Source organism: Sphingomonas jaspsi DSM 18422, assembly GCF_000585415.1.
GTDB classification, from domain to species: Bacteria; Pseudomonadota; Alphaproteobacteria; order Sphingomonadales; family Sphingomonadaceae; genus Sphingomicrobium; species Sphingomicrobium jaspsi.
Map to the genome: position 1 here is coordinate 978,746 of NZ_KK073876.1, position 18,502 is coordinate 997,247.

An 18,502-nucleotide genomic window follows, 5' to 3' on the forward strand; every position below is an offset into this window, starting at 1 on the left:
AATCGTCATTTGTGTCAGTCGCCATTTTTTTGCCACGAAGTCGTCGCGCAGATTGACCGATATAAAGAGTTCTTTATATCGTTAAGCCGTGGTCGCAAATGTGCCTCTTTCGGGATTTTTCCACGCGCTTGCCGATCCCACGCGTCTGCGGATCATGGCGCTGTTGCGGGGAATGGAGCTTTCGGTGGGCGAATTGGCGCAGGTTCTGGGCCAAAGCCAGCCGCGCGTGTCGCGCCACGTCCGCATCCTGTCCGATTCGGGCCTGGTGGGGCGACGGAAGGAAGGCAGCTGGGTCTATCTGCAGCTGGCATCCGAAGAACGATCGCGGCCGGTGTTCGACCTGATCGATAAATGGTCCGCTGATCGCGAACGGGCGTTGTTCGAGGCCGATGCTTCGCGCCTCCACGCCGTTCGTGCAGAGCGCGCGGAGGCGGCACGCCGCTATTTCGAAGCCCATGCCGCGACCTGGGAGAGCATCCGCTCGCTTCATGTCGCCGATGTCGAGGTGGAGCAGGCGATCGAGCGACTGCTGGCGGACGAACCGATCGGCGCGCTGCTCGATATCGGCACCGGGACCGGGCGCATGCTGGAACTGTTCGCCCCGCGCGCCGATACGGCGATCGGAATCGATCGTTCTTCCGAGATGTTGCGGCTGGCCCGCGTCAAGCTGCAGGAAGCCGGCATCGATGGCGCAAGCCTTCGCCAGGGCGACATGTACGCGCTGCCGCTTGGCGACCGTAGCGTCGACAGCATCATCCTGCACCAGGTCCTGCATTATGCGCAGCAGCCGGGCGCGGCGATCGCCGAGGCGTCGCGCGTGCTGCGCGGCGGCGGCCGGCTGTTGGTCATCGATTTTGCGGCGCACGACCGTGAAGAACTGCGCGAACAGGATGCACACCTGCGGCTTGGCTTTGCCGACGAGGCGATGCGCGGCTGGTTCCAGGCTGCGGGCGTGACGCTGGACCGGACCGAACGTCTCGAGGGCGGCGAGCTGACCGTCATCATCTGGCGCGGCCGAAAGGCCGGAATGACCGAAACCGAAAGGAAGGCCGCGTGAACCGCGAGGCGCAACAGGCGCTGGCCGATCATTGTCCGCTGTTCGCCGAAGCGCGCGGCGACATTGCGGTGAGCTTCGAATTCTTCCCGCCCAAGAGCGAGGCGATGAATGAGACGCTGTGGCGCTCGATCGAAACGCTTGCGCCGCTGAAGCCGCGCTTCGTCAGCGTGACCTACGGCGCGGGCGGATCGACGCGCGAGCGTACCCACGCGACCGTCGCGCGGCTGGTCAAGGAGACCGATCTGACCCCCGCCGCGCATCTGACCTGCGTCGGGGCCAGCAAGGCCGAGGTGGATGAAATCGCGCAGGCCTATTGGGACGCGGGCGTGCGGCACATCGTCGCGCTGCGCGGCGACCCAAGCGAGCCGGGCGAGCCCTACGCCGCACATCCTGAGGGCTATGGCAACGCGGCAGAACTGGTTGCCGGGCTGAAGGCGCTCCACGATTTCGATATTTCGGTCGCTGCCTATCCCGAAGTCCATCCCGACGCCGACTGTCCGGACAGCGACATCGACAACCTCATCCGCAAGATCGATGCCGGCGCCAACCGGGCGATCACCCAATTCTTCTTTTCCGCCGACAGCTTTTTCCGCTTCCGCGACAAGGTCGCCGCGCGGGGCGTCGATATCGAGATCGTGCCGGGCATCCTGCCGGTCACCAACGTCGCACAGGTCCGCCGCTTCGCTGGCCAGTGCGGCGCGGCGATCCCGGGCTGGATGGACCATCTGTTCGAAGGGCTCGACGAACTGCCCGACGCGCGCAAGCTCGTCGCGGCGACCATCGCCGGTGAACTGTGCGGTCAGCTATACGCGGGCGGGGTACGCGAATTCCATTTCTACACGCTCAACCGGGCCGAACTGGCCTACGCCATTTGTCACATGCTGGGGGTGCGAGCATGAGCGCCGCCGACACGCTTCGCGCCGAGGCGGCGACCCGGATCCTGGTCAAGGATGGCGCCTATGGCACGCAGATCCAGTCGTTCGGCTTGGCCGAGGCCGACTATCGCGGCACCGCTGCGCTAAACCGCGACCAGAAGGGCAATAACGACCTACTCAACCTCACCAAGCCCGAGGTCGTTCGCGCGATATGCCAGCGGTTCGCGGACGCAGGTGCCGACATTCTTGCCACCAACACGTTCAACGCCAATCGCATCAGCATGGCCGATTATGGCGCGGAGCATCTGGTGCGCGATATCAACGTCGCCGCCGCCAAACTGACCCGCGCGGTCGCCGATGCCGACGGCAAGCGCCGCTGGGTGGCGGGCGCGATGGGGCCGACCAACAAGACGCTATCGCTGTCGCCCGACGTCAATGATCCCGGCTATCGCGAGGTCGATTTCGACGGCGTGAAGTCGGTCTATCGCGAACAGGTGGACGCGCTGGTCGAGGGCGGGGTCGATTTCATCCTGATCGAAACCGTGTTCGATACGCTCAATTGCAAGGCGGCGATCATGGCGGCGCTGGAAGCCGAGGGCGATCTGGGCCGCCCGATCCCGATCATGATCTCGATGACGCTGACCGACCTTTCGGGCCGCAACCTGTCGGGTCACACCGTCGAGGCCTTCTGGGCCAGCGTGCGTCATGCCCGTCCGCTCACCATCGGCCTCAACTGCAGCTTCGGTGCGGAACAGTTGCGGCCGCACCTCGCGGCGCTCAGCCGCCAGGCGGATACGCTGGTCATGGCCTATCCCAATGCCGGCCTGCCCAATGAGCTCGGCCAGTACGACGAGGCGGCCGAGGAAACCGCCGCGCAGGTGCGGGAATGGCTGGAGGAAGGGCTGGTCAACATCGTCGGCGGCTGCTGCGGCACGACGCCCGACCATATCGCCGCGATCGCCCGCGCCGTCGGCAACCGCGAACCGCGCGCCATTCCCGCGCCCCTTGGCAAGACGTTGCTCGCGGGCCTCGAACCGATGGTTGTTGCTGCCTGATGACCGATCGCGAAATTCTGCAACGGGCGTTGGATTACGTCGACGCGCGCCTCACGCACGAAGCACCTGCGGTGCGTGAATCCTTACGCGCACAACTTCAATATTTGTCGGATCGCTTAAGCGGGGCGAATGATGGCTCCAGGCTCGGCGAGATCATTTTGGGTGTTCAGGCAGCCAAGCAATTCGATGGGGATGTTGAGACGCAGGATATCCTGTTCGCCGCCGTGGAAGTCGCGAGCCGGTTGGCAAGGCAATTCGGTTCATGACCGGCGCTACCGGCGCCCGCTTCGTCAACATCGGCGAGCGGACCAATGTCACCGGGTCGGCCAAGTTCAAGAAGCTGATCCTCGCCGGCGATTATGACGCCGCGGTCGCGGTCGCGCTCGACCAGGTCGAGGCGGGCGCGCAGATCATTGACGTCAACATGGACGAGGCGCTGCTCGACGGCGAACTGGCCATGGCGACCTTCCTGAAACGCATTGCGGCCGAGCCGGACATCGCCCGCGTGCCGGTGATGATCGACAGCTCCAAGTGGAGCGTGATCGAGGCGGGGCTGAAGTGCGTTTCGGGCAAGCCGATCGTCAATTCGATCAGCCTGAAGGAAGGCGAGGAACCCTTCCTCGAGGCTGCGCGCAAGGTCCGCAGCTATGGCGCGGCGGTGGTCGTGATGGCGTTCGACGAGACGGGTCAGGCCGACACGGCGGCGCGCAAGGTCGAGATTTGCGAGCGGGCCTACAAGCTGCTCACCGCCAACGGCTTCCCGGCCGAAGACATCATCTTCGACCCCAACATCTTCGCGGTCGCGACGGGCATCGACGAGCATCGTCGCTACGCCATCGACTTCATCGAAGCGGTGACGGAAATCCGCAGGCGCTGCCCCGGCGTCCATATCTCTGGCGGCTTGTCGAACCTTTCCTTCAGCTTCCGCGGCAATGAGCCGGTGCGCCGGGCGATGCACAGCGTCTTCCTCTACCATGCGGTGCCGGCGGGCATGGACATGGGCATCGTCAACGCCGGCCAGCTCGACGTTTATGACGAGATCGACAAGGAGCTGCGCGAGGCCTGCGAGGACGTCATCCTCGACCGCCGCGACGATGCGACCGAGCGGCTGATCGCGCTCGCCGAACGCTTCCGCGGCACCGATGCGGCGGCCGAAAGGGCGGCGGCGGAATGGCGCGGCTGGCCGGTGCGCGAGCGCCTCAGCCATGCGCTGGTCAAGGGCATCGACGCCCATATCGTCGAGGATACCGAAGAAGCGCGCACGCTCCACGCCCGCCCGATCGAGGTCATCGAAGGGCCGCTGATGGCGGGGATGAACCTGGTCGGCGACCTGTTCGGGTCGGGCAAGATGTTCCTGCCGCAGGTGGTGAAGTCGGCGCGGGTGATGAAGAAGGCGGTCGCCCACCTGCTCCCCTATATCGAGGCGGAGAAGAAGGAGGGCGAGGATACGTCCAAGGGCCGGATCGTGATGGCCACGGTCAAGGGCGACGTCCATGACATCGGCAAGAACATCGTCGGCGTGGTCCTGCAATGCAACGGCTTCGAGGTGATCGACCTCGGCGTGATGGTGCCCTGGCCCAAGATCCTCGAGGCCGCCAACGAGAATGACGCGGCGATGATCGGCCTGTCGGGCCTTATCACGCCGTCGCTCGACGAGATGGTGACGGTCGCCGAGGAAATGGAGCGGTCGGGGATGCAGCGCCCACTGCTGATCGGCGGCGCGACCACCAGCCGCGCGCACACTGCGCTGCGCATCGCGCCGGTCTATTCGGGGCCGGTGCTGCACGTGCTCGACGCCAGCCGCGCCGTGGGCGTCGCAACCGCGCTGGTCAGCGATGGCGACAGCAAGCAGGACCTGATCGCCCGCACCGCCAACGATTATCGCGCCCTGCGCGAAAGTCGCGAGGGGCGGGGCAACAACGAACTGGCACCGCTGATCGAAGCCCGCGCCAACAGCTTTGTGCCAGAAGACCGCAGCCCTAGCCCGCGTCCGGCCAAGCCGGGCCTGCACGAATTCACGGACTGGCCGCTCGACGATCTGGTTGAGGCGATCGACTGGACGCCCTTCTTCCGCGCGTGGGAACTGGCGGGCAATTTCCCTGCCATTCTCGACGATGAGATCGTCGGCGAAAGCGCCCGTTCGCTCTACGCTGACGCGAAGTTGATGCTAGAAAAGATTGTCAGCGAGAAATGGTTGTCGGCGCGTGGAACGGTCGGCCTGTGGCCGGTCCGGCGCGAGGGCGACGACGCGGTCGTCCTCGACGAGAAGCGCACGCGGCTGCCCTTCCTGCGCCAGCAGGTGCGCAAGCGGGCGGGGCGGCCCAACATGTGCCTCGCCGATTTCATCGCGCCGCAGGAAGAGGATTGGCTGGGCGGCTTCGCCGTCGCGATCCATGGCATCGACCCACACCTCGAACAGTTCAAGGCGGCGCACGACGATTACAACGATATCTTGCTCAAGGCGCTCGCTGATCGTCTGGCCGAAGCCTTCGCCGAGCGGCTGCACCAGCATGTCCGCACCACGCTGTGGGGCTATGCGCACGACGAGGCTTTGACCAACGAGCAGCTGATCCGCGAAGAATATCGCGGCATCCGCCCGGCGCCGGGCTATCCGGCATGCCCGGACCATAGCCTGAAGCCGATCCTGTTCTCTCTACTGGGTGGCCAGCCGAGCGGGATCAGCCTGACGGAGAATTTCGCCATGTGGCCGACCTCGGCCGTTTCGGGCTTTTATTTCGCGCACCCCGAATCCAGCTATTTCGGGGTGGCGCGTGTCGGGCAGGACCAGCTGGAAGACTATGCCGAACGGCGCGGGGCGGACATCGACACTGTGGCGCGTTGGCTACGCCCCAACCTCGATTGATGCACTGCAACAAAGCGGGGTTGACCTTGTCGCAGATCGTGTCACCTTAACCCTCGGTCGCTGTTGACCGAGGAGCCTTGTCTCATGAGCGAAGCATTGCTGCATCACTGCCGCTTCACTCCGGCTGCCTCGTTCGCGCCGTTTATGGGCCGGTGCGCCTGAGGGCGTACCGGGTTTTCACTCCCTGATCCGACATTGTTAAGCGAAGCCGGCCCGTGTCCGCGCTCCGCGCCACAGGTGACCCATGCGACCCAATGCGATGCTTGCGCAGTTGCGCGATACGATCGACCAGATCGACAACCAGATTCTCGACCTTGTCGAGCAGCGTCTGACCCTTTGCCGTGAAATCGCCGCTGCGAAAGACGGCGGCAACGGCCTCAAACTTTGCCCTGACCGCCAGCGACAGGTGGTCGACCGGCTGACCGACCGGGCCAATGACGAAACCGCGCCCGCCGTGCCCCATATCTGGCGCGAAATCATGGCCCAGGCCGTGCAGGTGCAAACGCCGACGCGGATCCTGATCGTCGGCAAGGCGGACCGCGATCGGCGGCTGAACCTAGTGCGGCAGGCCTATGGGTCGGCTGCCCCGGTCGAATGGATCGATGACGAAGCCGATGCGCTGGCCATCGCTGCGGCGGACGATGCGATCGTGGTGCTGCCCGGCGCGATCGGCGCCGCGCTGCCCGCGGGGCTGAGCAGCTTCGACCAGCTGCGCGACGAACAAGGCGTCATCGTCGGCCGCCTGGTCGGGCGGATCGCCCAGCCGGCCGCGCCAAGTGTCGGCCGAACCCGGTCGTGGCGTCCGCACAGCTGGCGCAGCCGCCCCGCCGCCCAGCAGCCCTGTTACCCCAATATGCGAGAGCTCCACCGGGTCGAACGGCGGCTGGCGGCGCGCGCTCCGCTCGTCGAACTCAACGACATCGATGCGCTGCGATCGTCGCTGGCAGCAGTGGCGCGGGGCGAGGCGGTGCTCGTCCAGGGCGGCGACTGCGTGGAGACGCTGCGCGAATATTCGCCCGGGAAAATCCGGCTGACGGCTGACCTGCTGTTGCAGCTTGGCGCGCAGATTGGCGGTGCGGCGGACGTGCCGGCGGTCCATGTCGCGCGGCTGGCGGGCCAATATGCCAAGCCGCGCTCCAGCCAGACCGAAATCGTAGGGGGCATGGAAATCCCCGTTTATCGCGGCGACGGCATCAACGGCGAAGATGCGGACGCGGCCGCCCGCCTGCCCGATCCGCAACGGCTGCTGGCGGTTCATGACCAGGCGATCAATACCGTCCATCACCTGTGGGATGGAAGCGCGGCGGGCAGTGACCCCGTCTACATCAGCCACGAAGCCTTGCTGCTGAACGTCGAACAGGCCCTGACCCAATATGACGAGCGAAGCGGCCGTTGGTGGGCGGGAAGCGGCCACATGCTGTGGGTCGGCGAACGCACCCGTCAGCTCGATGGCGCGCATGTCGAATATGCGCGCGGAATCGCCAATCCGATCGGCCTCAAATGCGGTCCCAGCATGAGCGAGGACGAGCTGCTGCGGCTGGTCGAGGTGCTCGATCCGGCGAACGAGGCGGGCAGGCTGGTGCTTATCCCGCGCCACGGCCGCGATCGCATCGCCGACGGACTGCCGCGCCTGATGCGGGCCATGAAGCGTGAAGGGCGCAGCGCCGTCTGGTGTATCGACCCGATGCACGGCAACGGCCGCATCGCCGACGGCCGCAAGGTCCGGCTGGTCGAGGATATCGTCGCGGAAACGCTGGCCTTCCACGACATCGCCGCGGCCGAGGGCATCTGGGCGGGCGGGGTTCATCTCGAACTTACCGGGACCGACGTGATGGAATGCAGCGGCGGCGGTCGGCGCCGCTGGCTGGGTAGCCGCGCGCCCTACCTGTCCGGCTGCGACCCGCGGCTCAATCGCCAGCAGACCCTCGAATTGGGCGCGGCCATCGCCAATTGGCACGCACCGTCGGCCCGGCGACGGGCGGGATGATCGTCGCCTATCAGGGGGCGCCCGGCGCCTTCGGTCACCAGGCCGCCGGCAGCGTCGCCAATTTCGCGTCGCTGAAGGCGTTCCCAAGCTTCGCCGACGTCCTGGCGGCCGTCAAAAGAGGCGAGGCGCAGGCGGGCGTGCTGCCGGTCGTCAACAGCCGGGCCGGTCCGGTCGACGGGGTTGGCGAGCTGATCGACGACAGCGGCCTGCTCGTCCGGCAAACCATCGACCTGCCCATTCGCCTGCACCTCCTTGCGCGGCCGGGTGCGCGACTGGACGAGGTCGATACGGTGGTCAGCCACCCGATGGCGCTGCGGCAATGTGCGCGGCGGCTGGGCGAGCTGGGCGTCGCGCAGCGCGAGGCGTCGAATACCGCCGTGGCGGCACAGACGCTGGCGGACGAACGGACCGCGGTCCTTGCCTCCTCGCTGGCCGCGGAGCTTTACGGGCTCGCCATCCTCGAGGCCGACGTACAGGACGATCCCGACAATATGACGCGGTTCGCGGTCATGGTCGCGCCGACCCTCGATTAGCGCTGGCAGGCGCGCGGGTAACGCAATAGAGCAGCGCATCGAATGACGACGATGCGTTTCCTCCGGCAATTGCTGCTGATGCTGGCGATGTTCGCGCCATCGATCGCGCTCGCCCAGCTCCCCCGCCAGAATGCGATTCAGCCCGAACTGGTGCTGGAGGCCCGCGGCGTCCCGGGCGGCGAGGCCGAACTGGCGATCCTGATGCATACCACGCCGGGCTGGCACGGCTATTGGCTGAACCCCGGCGATGCCGGCCTGCCGATGAGTGTCGAGTGGACGCTGCCCAAGGGCTGGAGCGTCGGCGAGCTGCGCTATCCCGTGCCAGGGCGGCTGCTGGTCGCGGGCATCGAAAATTATGTCTACGAAAAGGACTATGCGGTCCTGACGCGCCTCAACATCCCGGCTGGCACGACGGGTAGCCAGATGGTTTCGGCCAAGCTGCGTTACCTGGCCTGCACCGACCGCGTCTGCGTGCCGGAGCAGGCCGATGTGTCGCTGAGCGTGCCGACCGGCGGGATGGTCACCCCGGACAGTCGCTTCAACGAATGGCGGCGGGCCCTGCCGCGGCCGTTGGCAAGCGAAGCGCATTTCCGGAAGAAGGGCGACCGCATCGAGATTGCGGTGCCGCTGCCGGCCAGCGTCACCATCGGCCAGCCCTATTTCTTCCCGTCGACCGACGGTCCGATCGATTATGGTGCCGAGCAGCAATATCGCCGCGACGGCGACCTGCTGATCGCCAGCCTGAAACAGCGCAAGGGCGATCCGGCCGAGCTGAAGGGCGTGCTGGCGCTGGGCGATGGCCGCGGCCTCGACATCCACGCCGTGCCCGGGCCGGTGCCGGACGGCGGCAGCGCGGTCGGGGCGATCGACGGAAATGCCATTTTCTACGCCATTCTCGGCGCGCTGGTCGGCGGGATGCTGCTCAACCTGATGCCGTGCGTCTTCCCGATCCTTGCCCTGAAGGCGTTGCACCTGGCGCGCTCTGGCGGTGACGAGGCCGCGGCGCGCAAGGATGCGCTGGCCTATGCGGCGGGTGCGGTGGTCGGGACCGGCCTGCTCGGTGCGTTGCTGCTGGCGATCCGCGCCGGGGGCAGCGCGGCGGGCTGGGCGTTCCAGCTGCAGGACCCGCGCACCATCATCGTCCTGCTGCTTCTGGCGGTCGCGATCACGCTCAACCTGCTGAGGGTCTACGAACTGCCGGTGATGGCGGGCGAGGCCAATCCGCGCGGCAGCTTCGGCACCGGTGCGCTTGCCGCCTTCGTCGCGACGCCGTGCGCCGGACCGTTCCTGGGCGCGGCGCTGGGGACGGCGTTGCTGCTGCCCGCCGCAGGCTCGGTGCTGGTGTTCGCGGCGCTCGGGCTTGGCATTGCACTTCCCTTCGTCGCGGTGGCCTTTGTCCCGCCATTGCGGAACCGCCTGCCCAGCCCGGGCGCGTGGATGGCGCGGCTGCAGCGGTTCCTGGCGATCCCGATGGCCGCGACCGCTGCGGGATGCTTGTGGCTGCTGTATCGGCTGGGCGGGGTTCCGGCGGCGGCGGCAGGGGTGGGCGCGGTCGTGCTGCTGGGCGTCCTGCTGTGGTGGTACGGTCGTCGCCAGCATGGCGAGGCCGGCGGCTGGCTGGTGGTGGCGGCAACGCTGGCGCTGGCGGGCACCGCCGCCGCGCTCGTTCCGCAGGCGCAGCGCGGCGAGGCGCAGGTACCGCTGGGCGCAACCGCCTGGTCGGACGATGCCCTGTCGAAGGCCCGCGCGTCGGGCAAGCCGGTCTTCCTCTACTTCACCGCCGACTGGTGCCTGAGTTGCAAGGCCAATGAGGCGGCGGCGATTGAGCGCGAAGCTACGCGCGAGGCGTTCGACAAGGCCGGGGTGATCGTGATGGTCGGGGACTGGACCAATGGCGATCCTGCCATCACCCGCTTCCTCGAAACCCGGGGTCGGGCCGGGGTGCCGCTGTACCTGTGGTACGAGCCGGGCAAGGAGCCCGAGGAATTGCCCCAGATCCTCACCCCCTCGATGCTGGCGACGCGGGCTGAGCGCGCCCGCTAAGCCCTATTCCGCTCCCCAGGCTTTTTCCCCGCCGACCCAGGTTTCGAGTACCTTGGTTGCGGCGAGCGACTGCGGGTCGACCTTTGTCGGATCGCGGTCGACGACGATGAAGTCGGCTTGGCAACCGACGTCGAGGCAGCCCAGCGTCCGCTCCGCGAAGCCCGCATAGGCCGCACCGCGGGTGAAGCCGTGGAGCGCGCGGCCGAGGCTGACCTTTTCCTGCGGGCGCCATCCGCCGGGCGGCCGTCCGGCGGGGTCCTGCCGGCTGATCGCGGCGCTGAGGCCGGGGAAGGGGTTGGGGCTTTCGACCGGGAAGTCGCTGCCGAAGGCCAGCGGGATTCCGAGCCGTTCGACCGTGTGCCACGCATAGGCGCCGCCCAGCCGCTTCTGCCCGAGCCGAGCTTCGGCCATCATCATGTCGCTGGTCTGGTGGGTGGGCTGCATCGACGCGATGATGCCGGCCGGTTTGAGGCGACGGATGTCGGCCGGGTCGACGATCTGGAAATGCTCGATCCGGCCGCGGCGCCTGGCGCCGAACTCAGTGGCGATCGCTTCGTAGGTCGAGATGACCTGCGCATTGGCCTTGTCGCCGATGGCGTGGATGGCGAGCTGGCCACCAGCAGCGCTGACCTCACGCGCGTCGGCAAGCATCTGCGCATCGGTGTAGAAATGCAGGCCGCTGGTGTCCGGCTTGTCGTGGTAGGGCGCTTTCAGCCACGCGCCGCGCGAGCCCAGCGCGCCGTCGGCGTAGAGCTTGGTTCCGACCAGCCGCAGTCGTTCGCCATACATCCAGCCCGTCGCCTTGCCCCCGTTGATGCCCCGCCAGCCGGGCAGCGCGCTGGCGTAGCTGAAGATGCGGACCTTCAGCCCGCCCTTTTCGCCGAGGCGGCGGAAGGTCGCCCAATCGTCCATCGTCGAGCCCATGTCGGCAGCACCGACCAACCCGACGCGCAGCATCAGTTTCTGCGCTTCGGCCAGCGCGCGGTCGCGGGTCGCTTCGTCGGGCTGAGGCACCTTGTCGGCGATCAGCGCGGTGGCGGCGTCGACGAACAGGCCGTTCTCGATCCGTCCGCCTGCCGGGGCTGCGGTGGCGGCGGTGACGCCCGCCGCGCGCATCGCCGCGCTGTTGGCGACGACGGCGTGACCGTCGACCCGCTCCAGCATCACCGGCCGGTCGCCGACCACCGCGTCGAGGTCGGCGGCGGTCGGGAAGGCCTTCGTCGGCCACAATTCCTGGTTCCAGCCGCGACCAAGGATCCAGCCGGTGCCGGGATTAGCGTCGGCATAGGCCTTGAGCCGCGCCTTCAGGTCGTCGAGCGACGTCGTGCCGACGAGGTCGAGCTGGATCGCCGAAAAGCCGAGCCCCATGACATGGCCATGGGCGTCGATCAGGCCCGGCAGAACGGTCCTGCCGCCCGCATCGACCACCTTCGTATCGCCGCCCAGCTTCAGCATTTCGCCATGAAGCAGGCGCTTCACCTTGCCGTCGTCGCCGACCAGAATGCCGGTGAACCGTTCGAGCTTGCCCTTTGCATCGACCGTTACGCCGTTGGCATTGGTCACCAGCGTATCGGCAAGGGCCGGGGTGGCGGCGGTGGCAAGGAGGGCGGCGAGGGCGAGGCGCATCTTTGTCATGCGGCCCGGCATAGCATTGTTTGGACCGCGCGGAAGAGCTAGGCCCTCAAGCCCATGAGCATCACGCGTCCCACCGTCGACGACATCCGCGCCGCCGCCAAGGCGATCGAAGGCGCCGTCATCCGCACCCCGATCCACCATTGTCGCACGCTGTCCGAGATCATCGGCACCGACCTTTGGCTGAAGTTCGAGAATTTGCAGTTCACCGCCGCCTACAAGGAACGCGGCGCGCTCAACAAATTGCTGCAGCTTAGCGCGGAAGAACGGGCCCGCGGCGTGGTCGCGGCGTCGGCAGGAAACCATGCGCAGGCGGTCGCCTATCACGGCCGGCGGCTCGGCATCCCGGTGACCATCGTCATGCCGGAATCGACGCCGACCATCAAAGTGACCCAGACGGAAGGGCATGGCGCGACCGTGGTGCTGTTCGGCGAGCGCTTCGACGACGCCTACGCCCACGCCCGCGAGCTTGAGCGGGAGAAGGGTTATGTCTTCGTCCATCCGTTCGACGACCCTGCGATCGCGGCCGGGGCGGGGACGATCGGGCTGGAAATGCTGGAGGAGGTGCCCGAGCTTGACGTGCTGGTCGTCCCGATCGGCGGCGGCGGCCTGATCAGCGGCATCGCGACCGCGGCCAAGGCGATCAAGCCCGACATCGAAATCGTCGGGATCGAGGCCGAGCTCTACCCGTCGATGAAGAATGTCGTCGAAGGCGGGCACGGCAAGATCGGTGGCGACACGCTGGCCGAAGGCATCGCGGTCAAGGAACCGGGGATGATGACCCGCGCGATCATCGCCGACCTCGTCGATCGCATCGACCTGGTCAGCGAAAAGGACATCGAACATGCCGTCGCGCTGCTGGTCGGCATCGAAAAAACGGTGGTCGAGGGGGCAGGGGCGGCGGGCGTCGCGGCGCTGCTCGCCAATCCGGAACGCTACAAGGGCAAGAAGGTCGGCACCATCCTGTGCGGCGGCAATATCGACACGCACCTGCTGGCCAATGTGCTAGTGCGCGAACTGGTCCGCTGCGGCCGCATCGCGCGGCTTCGCATCCACGCGCAGGACCGTCCTGGCGCGCTGGCGGCGATCACCCGCAAATTCTACGAGTGCGGGGTCAACATCATCGAGACCAACCACCATCGCATCTTCACCCGCCTGCCGGCCAAGGACACGATTATCGAGGTCGAATGCGAAGCGCGCGATGCCGAAGCGATCGACGGACTGGTCAGGCGGCTGGAGGAAGCCGGCTTCCACGTCGACCGCGCCGAACTGGACTGATTTGCGGCGCAAAGCGTCCACAAGCGGGACAGGCGCAGCGTTAACCCTCTTTTTGCGGACCCATCCCCTTTTCAACAGCGTTTCGGTAGCGCATTAATACTTCCGTAACCATGTGAAAGGCCGTCGGGGTTTTGAGCGCACCGTTTCGCTTTCCGAAGTTCTTCGTGACGAACCCGTCGCCTTGCCCCTACTTGCCCGGCAAGGTCGAACGGAAGGTCTTCACGGAGCTGAACGGCAGCAACGCGTCCGAACTCAACGAGGCACTGGGCCGTATCGGTTTTCGCCGCTCGCAATCGGTCGCCTACCGCCCAAGCTGCGTCGACTGCAGCGCCTGCGTGTCGGTCCGCGTGGTGACCAAGGATTTCGCGCCTAGCGCGACCCAGCGAAAGCTCATTCGCCGCCATGCCGACCTCGAAGTCAGCGCATGCCGCCCGTGGAGCACCGAAGAGCAATATGCGCTGTTGCGGCAATATCTGGCGGCGCGACATCCCGGCGGCGGGATGGCCGAAATGGACGAAAGCGATTTTGCCGACATGATCGAGCAGACGCCCGTCCGCACCTATGTCATCGAATATCGCGAACCCTCGGTCGACGGCAAACCCGGACGGCTCGTCGGCGCATGCCTTAGCGACCAACAGGCCGACGGCCTGTCGATGATCTACAGCTTTTACGATGTCGGCGAGGGCGCGCGCAAAGGGCTCGGCACCTACATCATCCTCGACCATATCGTTCGCGCCGCGCGCGCGGGCCTGCCGTACGTCTACCTCGGCTATTGGGTCGAAGGGTCGGACCGCATGGCCTATAAGGCCGGCTTCAGGCCGATGGAACGCCTCGGCCGCGATGGCTGGCGGCCGATGGAGCAGCATCACGGCAAGGAAGAAGTGGCGGTTGCGCTCCCCAGCCGGTCGCGGCGCAAGCTGGTCGACGCCTGACGTTTTAAACACCGCTCTGCGTTGACCGACCGCGCGCCACGCGTCATGGCGCAGCGATGGCGTTCAGCAACATTTTCGTCCACGTGCCCCTCGCGGCCAACCTCTATTCGCGACTGCGCGGCGCCAAGCGCGACTGGTCGGACCGGCGCAAGCTGAAAGCGGCAGAGGTCGTCATCGTGTCCTTTCCCAAGTCGGGCCGTACCTATGTGCGCACGATGCTGGCCCGCCTGTTCAAGGCCGAACATGGCATCGACGACCGCCATGTCCTCAAATTCTCCGAATTGCGCGGCACGCCGCCGGCGGTGCCCAAGCTGCTGTTTACCCACGACGGCGATGCGATGCGGACCGCTGCCGAGATCAAGGTCGATGCCGCGCTCTACGCCGGCAAGAAGGTCGCGTTGCTCGTACGCCACCCCGCCGACACGGTCATTTCGCGCTATCATCACCTGCGCGACCGCAGCGAGGACCCGGCGCGGCAACTGCTCGCCCGCCAGCCGCTGGAGGAATTCGTGTGGACCGAACAGGGCGGCGTGCCCGCCATCGTCGAATATATGAACCAGTGGGGCGCGATCTGTCGCCAGCGCGGCGATATCCATCTCGTGCGATATGAAGATGTGCTGGCCGATCCCGAACGGCAAATCCAGGCGCTAGCGCGGTTCGTCGGCCTGGAGGCGTCCGACGCGACGGTCGCCGACGCGGTTTCGTTCGGCAAGATCGACAATCTGAAGCAGCGCGAACGCGAAGGCTATTTCGACTCTTCGCGCTTCGGCGCCGGCCGGAGCGGCGGCGAAGACAGCTTTAAGGTCAGGTCCGGCAAGGCCGGCGGCTATCGCGCCAAACTGTCGGCGGACAATGTCGAACGGATCGACCGCTACGTCGCCGACCACCTCGATCCGATGTTCGGATATCACGGGTAAACGGAAACGGCGGAGCATCGCTGCCCCGCCGTTCGGTTACCCCCGGGTGAAGTTGGGTCAGGCGGCGACTTCGGTCGCGCCCGTATCGCCGTCGGCATCGCGCAGCACATAGCCGCGGCCCCAGACGGTTTCGATGTAGTTTTCGCCGCCGCAGGCCAGCGCCAGTTTCTTGCGCAGCTTGCAGATGAAAACGTCGATGATCTTCAGTTCCGGCTCGTCCATCCCGCCATACAGGTGGTTGAGGAACATTTCCTTGGTCAGCGTCGTGCCCTTGCGGAGCGAGAGGAGCTCCAGCATCGCATATTCCTTGCCGGTCAGGTGCACGCGGGCGCCGTCGACTTCGACCGTCTTGGCGTCGAGGTTTACCGCCAGCTTGCCGGTGCGGATGACCGACTGGCTGTGGCCCTTCGAACGGCGGACGATGGCGTGGATACGGGCGACCAGTTCGTCGCGGTGGAACGGCTTGGTGACATAATCGTCGGCGCCGAAGCCAAGCGCGCGGACCTTGCTGTCCATTTCGCCGATGCCAGACAGGATCAGGACCGGCGTCGACACCTTGGCGGTGCGCAGCTTCTTCAGGACGTCATAGCCGTGCATGTCCGGCAGGTTGAGGTCGAGAAGGATGATGTCGTAATCGTAGAGCTTTCCGAGATCGAGGCCTTCTTCCCCGAGATCGGTGGTATAGACGTTGAAGCCTTCGGTGCCGAGCATCAGTTCGATGCTCTTGGCGATCGTCGCTTCATCTTCGATCAGCAGAACCCGCATATCTGTCATCCCCACTTAGGCCGCCGACCCGATCGCGTTTCCCGAATGGTTTCGCGCTCTTAACGACGTCTAATCGTCCATTAACCATGCAGCTTCTCGCTTCAAAAGGTTAATGTTGCGTAAAGGTTGGTAAATGCGCGGAATCGTTGCATCGCTGCATCAGTTTGCTTTTGCTGCTGAGAGGCCGCATGGGGCGCGACATGACGCTTGAAGACCGCATCATCTACATCGACGGCGACCTCATCGCGATCGACAAGCCCGCCGGACTGCCGGTCGACGCGCCCAGGCGCGGCGGCGACAGCATCGAAGAGCGGATCGACGAATTGAAGCTAGGCTTCAAGCGGCCGCCGACCGCGATGCACCGCCTGGACCAGGACACGTCGGGCTGCCTTTTGTTCGCGCGCAACCCGCGGGCGCGGGCGGAAATCCAGCAGGCGTTCGAACGCGGCGCGATCGAGAAGCGCTACCTCGCGGTTCTGGGCGGCGAGGTCGACGGCGAGGAGGGGCTGATCGATCTGCCGCTCGAGAAAGTGTCGAGCGCCGAGGCCGGGTGGCGGATGGTCGGCGATTCCAAGGGCAAGCCGGCGCAGACGCGCTGGCGCAAGATCAAGGTGCACGAGGGCAAGACGCTGGTCGAGTTCAAGCCGCTGACCGGGCGCACCCATCAGATCCGCGTCCATGCGCGCGAAGGGCTGGGCCATGGCATCATGGGCGACCGGGTTTACGGTTATCCGGGCGGGGCGATGCTGCTGCATGCCGCGGGGCTGGTGGTGCCGCGCGTGAAGGGCGATCCGCTGAGCCTCGAAGCGCCGTTGCCCGACCATTTCCCGGACTGGACCCGTGAGCTTTGAGATTCCGGAAGACGCGCTGAGCGAGAAGTTTCTCGCCGCGACCGGGCCGGGCGGGCAGAACGTCAACAAGGTCGCGACCGCCTGCCAGCTGCGCGTCGATGTTTTCAAGCTGGGTCTGAGCCCTCAGGCCTATGCTAAGCTGAAGGTCATTGCGGGTAACAAGATGACGACCGGCGGCGAACTGGTCATCACCGCGCGCCGCTATCGCACGCAGGAGGCCAATCGCGACGATGCGCGGGCGCGCCTTGCGCAGATGATTGCCGACGCCCATGTGGTGCAGGCGAAACGCCGCCCGACCAAGCCGAGCAAGGCCGCCAAGGCGCGGCGAGTGGACGCGAAAAAGGGCCGCAGCGCGGTGAAGGCCGGGCGCGGGAAAGTGAGCTGGGATTAGATGTACGACTTCAGGATCGACGCGGGCGACAAGGCCGCCATGTATGACGAAATGGCCGCCGCGCTCGAAGCGCTGGTCGCGGGCGAGCCCGACGGTATCGCCAACATGGCCAATGCCGCCGCGCTGATCTGGGAAACGCTGCCCGACCTCAACTGGGCCGGCTTCTATCGCAACGTTGGTGGCGAGCTGGTGCTTGGGCCGTTCCAGGGCCGCGCGGCCTGCATCCGAATTCCGTTCGGGAAGGGCGTCTGCGGCGCAGCGGCGGCGAGCCTCGAGACCCAGTTGGTCGAGGACGTCCACGCCTTCCCCGGACACATCGCCTGCGATGCGGCGTCCAACAGCGAAGTGGTGGTGCCGATCGTGCGCGATGGCCAGCTGCTGGCGGTGCTCGATCTCGACAGCCCGAAGACCGCGCGCTTCACGAAGGAAGACGCCGAAGGCTGCGAGAAGCTCGCCGCCATCCTTTCGCGGGCGATCTAGCCGTTCTGCGCTCGCGGTCGCACTCGTCCGAGGATCCAGTACCCTAGCTTTTGCACGCCAGCGAAAATTGCGGCGAACAGCAAGTTCAACACTGCCGCGACCAGCAATGCGCCCGCGCCGTGAACGTACTGGCCGTTCCACGTCACCGTATTCGATCCCGCAAAGCCCGCAATGCCGACCAGCACGCAGAATGGGGCGAGCCCAGCCGCCAAGCTGGCGAAACATTGGTTGTAGGTCGGCATATTATTCGTGTCGGCCATTCCACCCCCTGAATATCGCTCAGCTCAGCTTTTCGAGATCGTCGTCGCTCAGCCCGCCCGGGATGATCATCACCGGGCACGGCAGCTTGCCCGCGTCATGGCCGGTAAAATCGTCGACCAGCGGGCCCGGATTGCCGGACGGTGCGGCACCCAGCACCAGCGCCGCGATATCGTCGCGCGTGCCGACGTAACCGCGCACCGCCGTCACAGGCTCGCCCTGCTTGACGACGATCTGCGGCATGATGCCGGCAGCGTCGAAAATTTCGCCGACCGACGCCGCGACGATCGCTTCGATCCGCAAGCGCTGCTCTTCCTCGATCGCCGCCTGGACGCCGCCCCACTGGACGAAGTCCTGCGGTTCGACAACCGCCAGCACTTCGACCGACCCACTGGTCTTCGAAGCGCGCCGCGCGGCGAAGCGCAGCGCCACCCGCGCTTCCGGGCTGTCGTCGATCACCACCAGATAGGTGCGTGCCATGATGAATGTCCCCTCTTGCCGCGGACGCTGCGTCAAGCGGCGCTTTCTGGCAAGCATTTCCCGCTTTGGCCTTGACCGCAAAGGGTGTTTGGCCTTTGAGACCGA

At 66.2% G+C, this 18,502-nt stretch carries 18 protein-coding genes; 14 read left to right on the forward strand and 4 right to left on the reverse strand.

The annotated features are described in order from the left end of the window. Positions 1-100 precede the first annotated feature (100 nt). The 8 genes from G570_RS04935 (at position 101) to G570_RS04970 (ending at position 10,413) form a co-directional block, all read left to right on the forward strand. The gene (locus G570_RS04935) at positions 101-1,057 is read left to right on the forward strand and encodes an ArsR/SmtB family transcription factor (protein ID WP_037503833.1); all 957 of its coding nucleotides are present in this window, start codon (positions 101-103) and stop codon (positions 1,055-1,057) included. Continuing rightward, complete coding sequence (gene metF, locus G570_RS04940; RefSeq protein ID WP_156930326.1) at positions 1,054-1,956, forward strand: methylenetetrahydrofolate reductase [NAD(P)H]; 903 nt, start codon at positions 1,054-1,056, stop codon at positions 1,954-1,956. Before G570_RS04935 ends, metF begins: the two co-directional genes overlap by 4 nt. Beyond that, positions 1,953-2,987 carry a homocysteine S-methyltransferase family protein gene (locus G570_RS04945; protein WP_037499741.1) on the forward strand — a complete coding sequence of 345 codons (1,035 nt, stop codon included), beginning with the start codon at positions 1,953-1,955 and terminating at the stop codon, positions 2,985-2,987. The genes metF and G570_RS04945 overlap by 4 nt, the downstream gene beginning before the upstream one ends. Beyond that, positions 2,987-3,253 (forward strand): immunity protein Tsi6 family protein, encoded by a 267-nt coding sequence (locus tag G570_RS04950; protein WP_037499743.1) that lies wholly within the window; start codon positions 2,987-2,989, stop codon positions 3,251-3,253. The genes G570_RS04945 and G570_RS04950 overlap by 1 nt, the downstream gene beginning before the upstream one ends. Then, positions 3,250-5,850 carry a methionine synthase gene (gene metH / locus G570_RS04955; RefSeq protein WP_037499745.1) on the forward strand — a complete coding sequence of 867 codons (2,601 nt, stop codon included), beginning with the start codon at positions 3,250-3,252 and terminating at the stop codon, positions 5,848-5,850. Before G570_RS04950 ends, metH begins: the two co-directional genes overlap by 4 nt. Before the next feature lie 244 nt (positions 5,851-6,094). After that, on the forward strand, positions 6,095-7,837 hold the full coding sequence (locus G570_RS04960) for a 3-deoxy-7-phosphoheptulonate synthase (RefSeq protein WP_084607532.1): 1,743 nt from the start codon (positions 6,095-6,097) through the stop codon (positions 7,835-7,837). After that, a complete protein-coding gene (locus G570_RS04965; protein WP_051504049.1) occupies positions 7,801-8,370 on the forward strand; it encodes a prephenate dehydratase domain-containing protein in 570 nt (189 codons plus the stop codon). The genes G570_RS04960 and G570_RS04965 overlap by 37 nt, the downstream gene beginning before the upstream one ends. 51 nt (positions 8,371-8,421) lie before the next feature. Next, a complete protein-coding gene (locus G570_RS04970) occupies positions 8,422-10,413 on the forward strand; it encodes a protein-disulfide reductase DsbD family protein (RefSeq protein WP_037503843.1) in 1,992 nt (663 codons plus the stop codon). A gap of 3 nt (positions 10,414-10,416) precedes the next feature. Here G570_RS04970 and G570_RS04975 read toward each other — a convergent pair whose 3' ends face one another. Then, positions 10,417-12,048: an amidohydrolase gene (locus G570_RS04975; protein ID WP_084607737.1), complete on the reverse strand. Its 1,632-nt coding sequence runs from the start codon at positions 12,046-12,048 to the stop codon at positions 10,417-10,419. 54 nt (positions 12,049-12,102) lie between these two features. On the opposite strand from G570_RS04975, the gene G570_RS04980 reads away from it, so the two are divergent. The 3 genes from G570_RS04980 (at position 12,103) to G570_RS04990 (ending at position 15,172) form a co-directional block, all read left to right on the forward strand. Then, entirely contained in the window at positions 12,103-13,323 is a 1,221-nt protein-coding gene (locus tag G570_RS04980; RefSeq protein WP_037499749.1) for a threonine ammonia-lyase, read from the forward strand. A 131-nt stretch (positions 13,324-13,454) separates the two neighbouring features. Continuing rightward, a complete protein-coding gene (locus G570_RS04985) occupies positions 13,455-14,255 on the forward strand; it encodes an arginyltransferase (protein WP_051504050.1) in 801 nt (266 codons plus the stop codon). 56 nt (positions 14,256-14,311) lie between these two features. After that, complete coding sequence (locus tag G570_RS04990; protein ID WP_037499752.1) at positions 14,312-15,172, forward strand: sulfotransferase domain-containing protein; 861 nt, start codon at positions 14,312-14,314, stop codon at positions 15,170-15,172. 57 nt (positions 15,173-15,229) lie between these two features. Here G570_RS04990 and ctrA read toward each other — a convergent pair whose 3' ends face one another. Further along, positions 15,230-15,937 carry a response regulator transcription factor CtrA gene (gene ctrA / locus G570_RS04995; protein WP_037503850.1) on the reverse strand — a complete coding sequence of 236 codons (708 nt, stop codon included), beginning with the start codon at positions 15,935-15,937 and terminating at the stop codon, positions 15,230-15,232. A gap of 200 nt (positions 15,938-16,137) precedes the next feature. On the opposite strand from ctrA, the gene G570_RS05000 reads away from it, so the two are divergent. Genes G570_RS05000 through G570_RS05010 form a run of 3 tightly spaced genes read left to right on the forward strand, consistent with a single transcriptional unit; the run spans position 16,138 to position 17,659 of the window. Beyond that, positions 16,138-16,788: an RluA family pseudouridine synthase gene (locus G570_RS05000; RefSeq protein WP_037503853.1), complete on the forward strand. Its 651-nt coding sequence runs from the start codon at positions 16,138-16,140 to the stop codon at positions 16,786-16,788. Next, complete coding sequence (arfB, locus tag G570_RS05005; protein ID WP_037499754.1) at positions 16,778-17,179, forward strand: alternative ribosome rescue aminoacyl-tRNA hydrolase ArfB; 402 nt, start codon at positions 16,778-16,780, stop codon at positions 17,177-17,179. Before G570_RS05000 ends, arfB begins: the two co-directional genes overlap by 11 nt. After that, positions 17,180-17,659 (forward strand): GAF domain-containing protein, encoded by a 480-nt coding sequence (locus tag G570_RS05010; RefSeq protein ID WP_037499756.1) that lies wholly within the window; start codon positions 17,180-17,182, stop codon positions 17,657-17,659. On the opposite strand, the gene G570_RS05015 is transcribed toward G570_RS05010, so the two are convergent. Together G570_RS05015 and G570_RS05020 are read right to left on the reverse strand one after the other, a co-directional pair. After that, entirely contained in the window at positions 17,656-17,919 is a 264-nt protein-coding gene (locus tag G570_RS05015; protein WP_037499757.1) for a hypothetical protein, read from the reverse strand. The two genes, G570_RS05010 and G570_RS05015, sit on opposite strands and share 4 nt — an antisense overlap. A 19-nt stretch (positions 17,920-17,938) precedes the next feature. Beyond that, a complete protein-coding gene (locus G570_RS05020; RefSeq protein ID WP_037503854.1) occupies positions 17,939-18,397 on the reverse strand; it encodes a universal stress protein in 459 nt (152 codons plus the stop codon). Between the last annotated feature and the right edge of the window lie 105 nt (positions 18,398-18,502).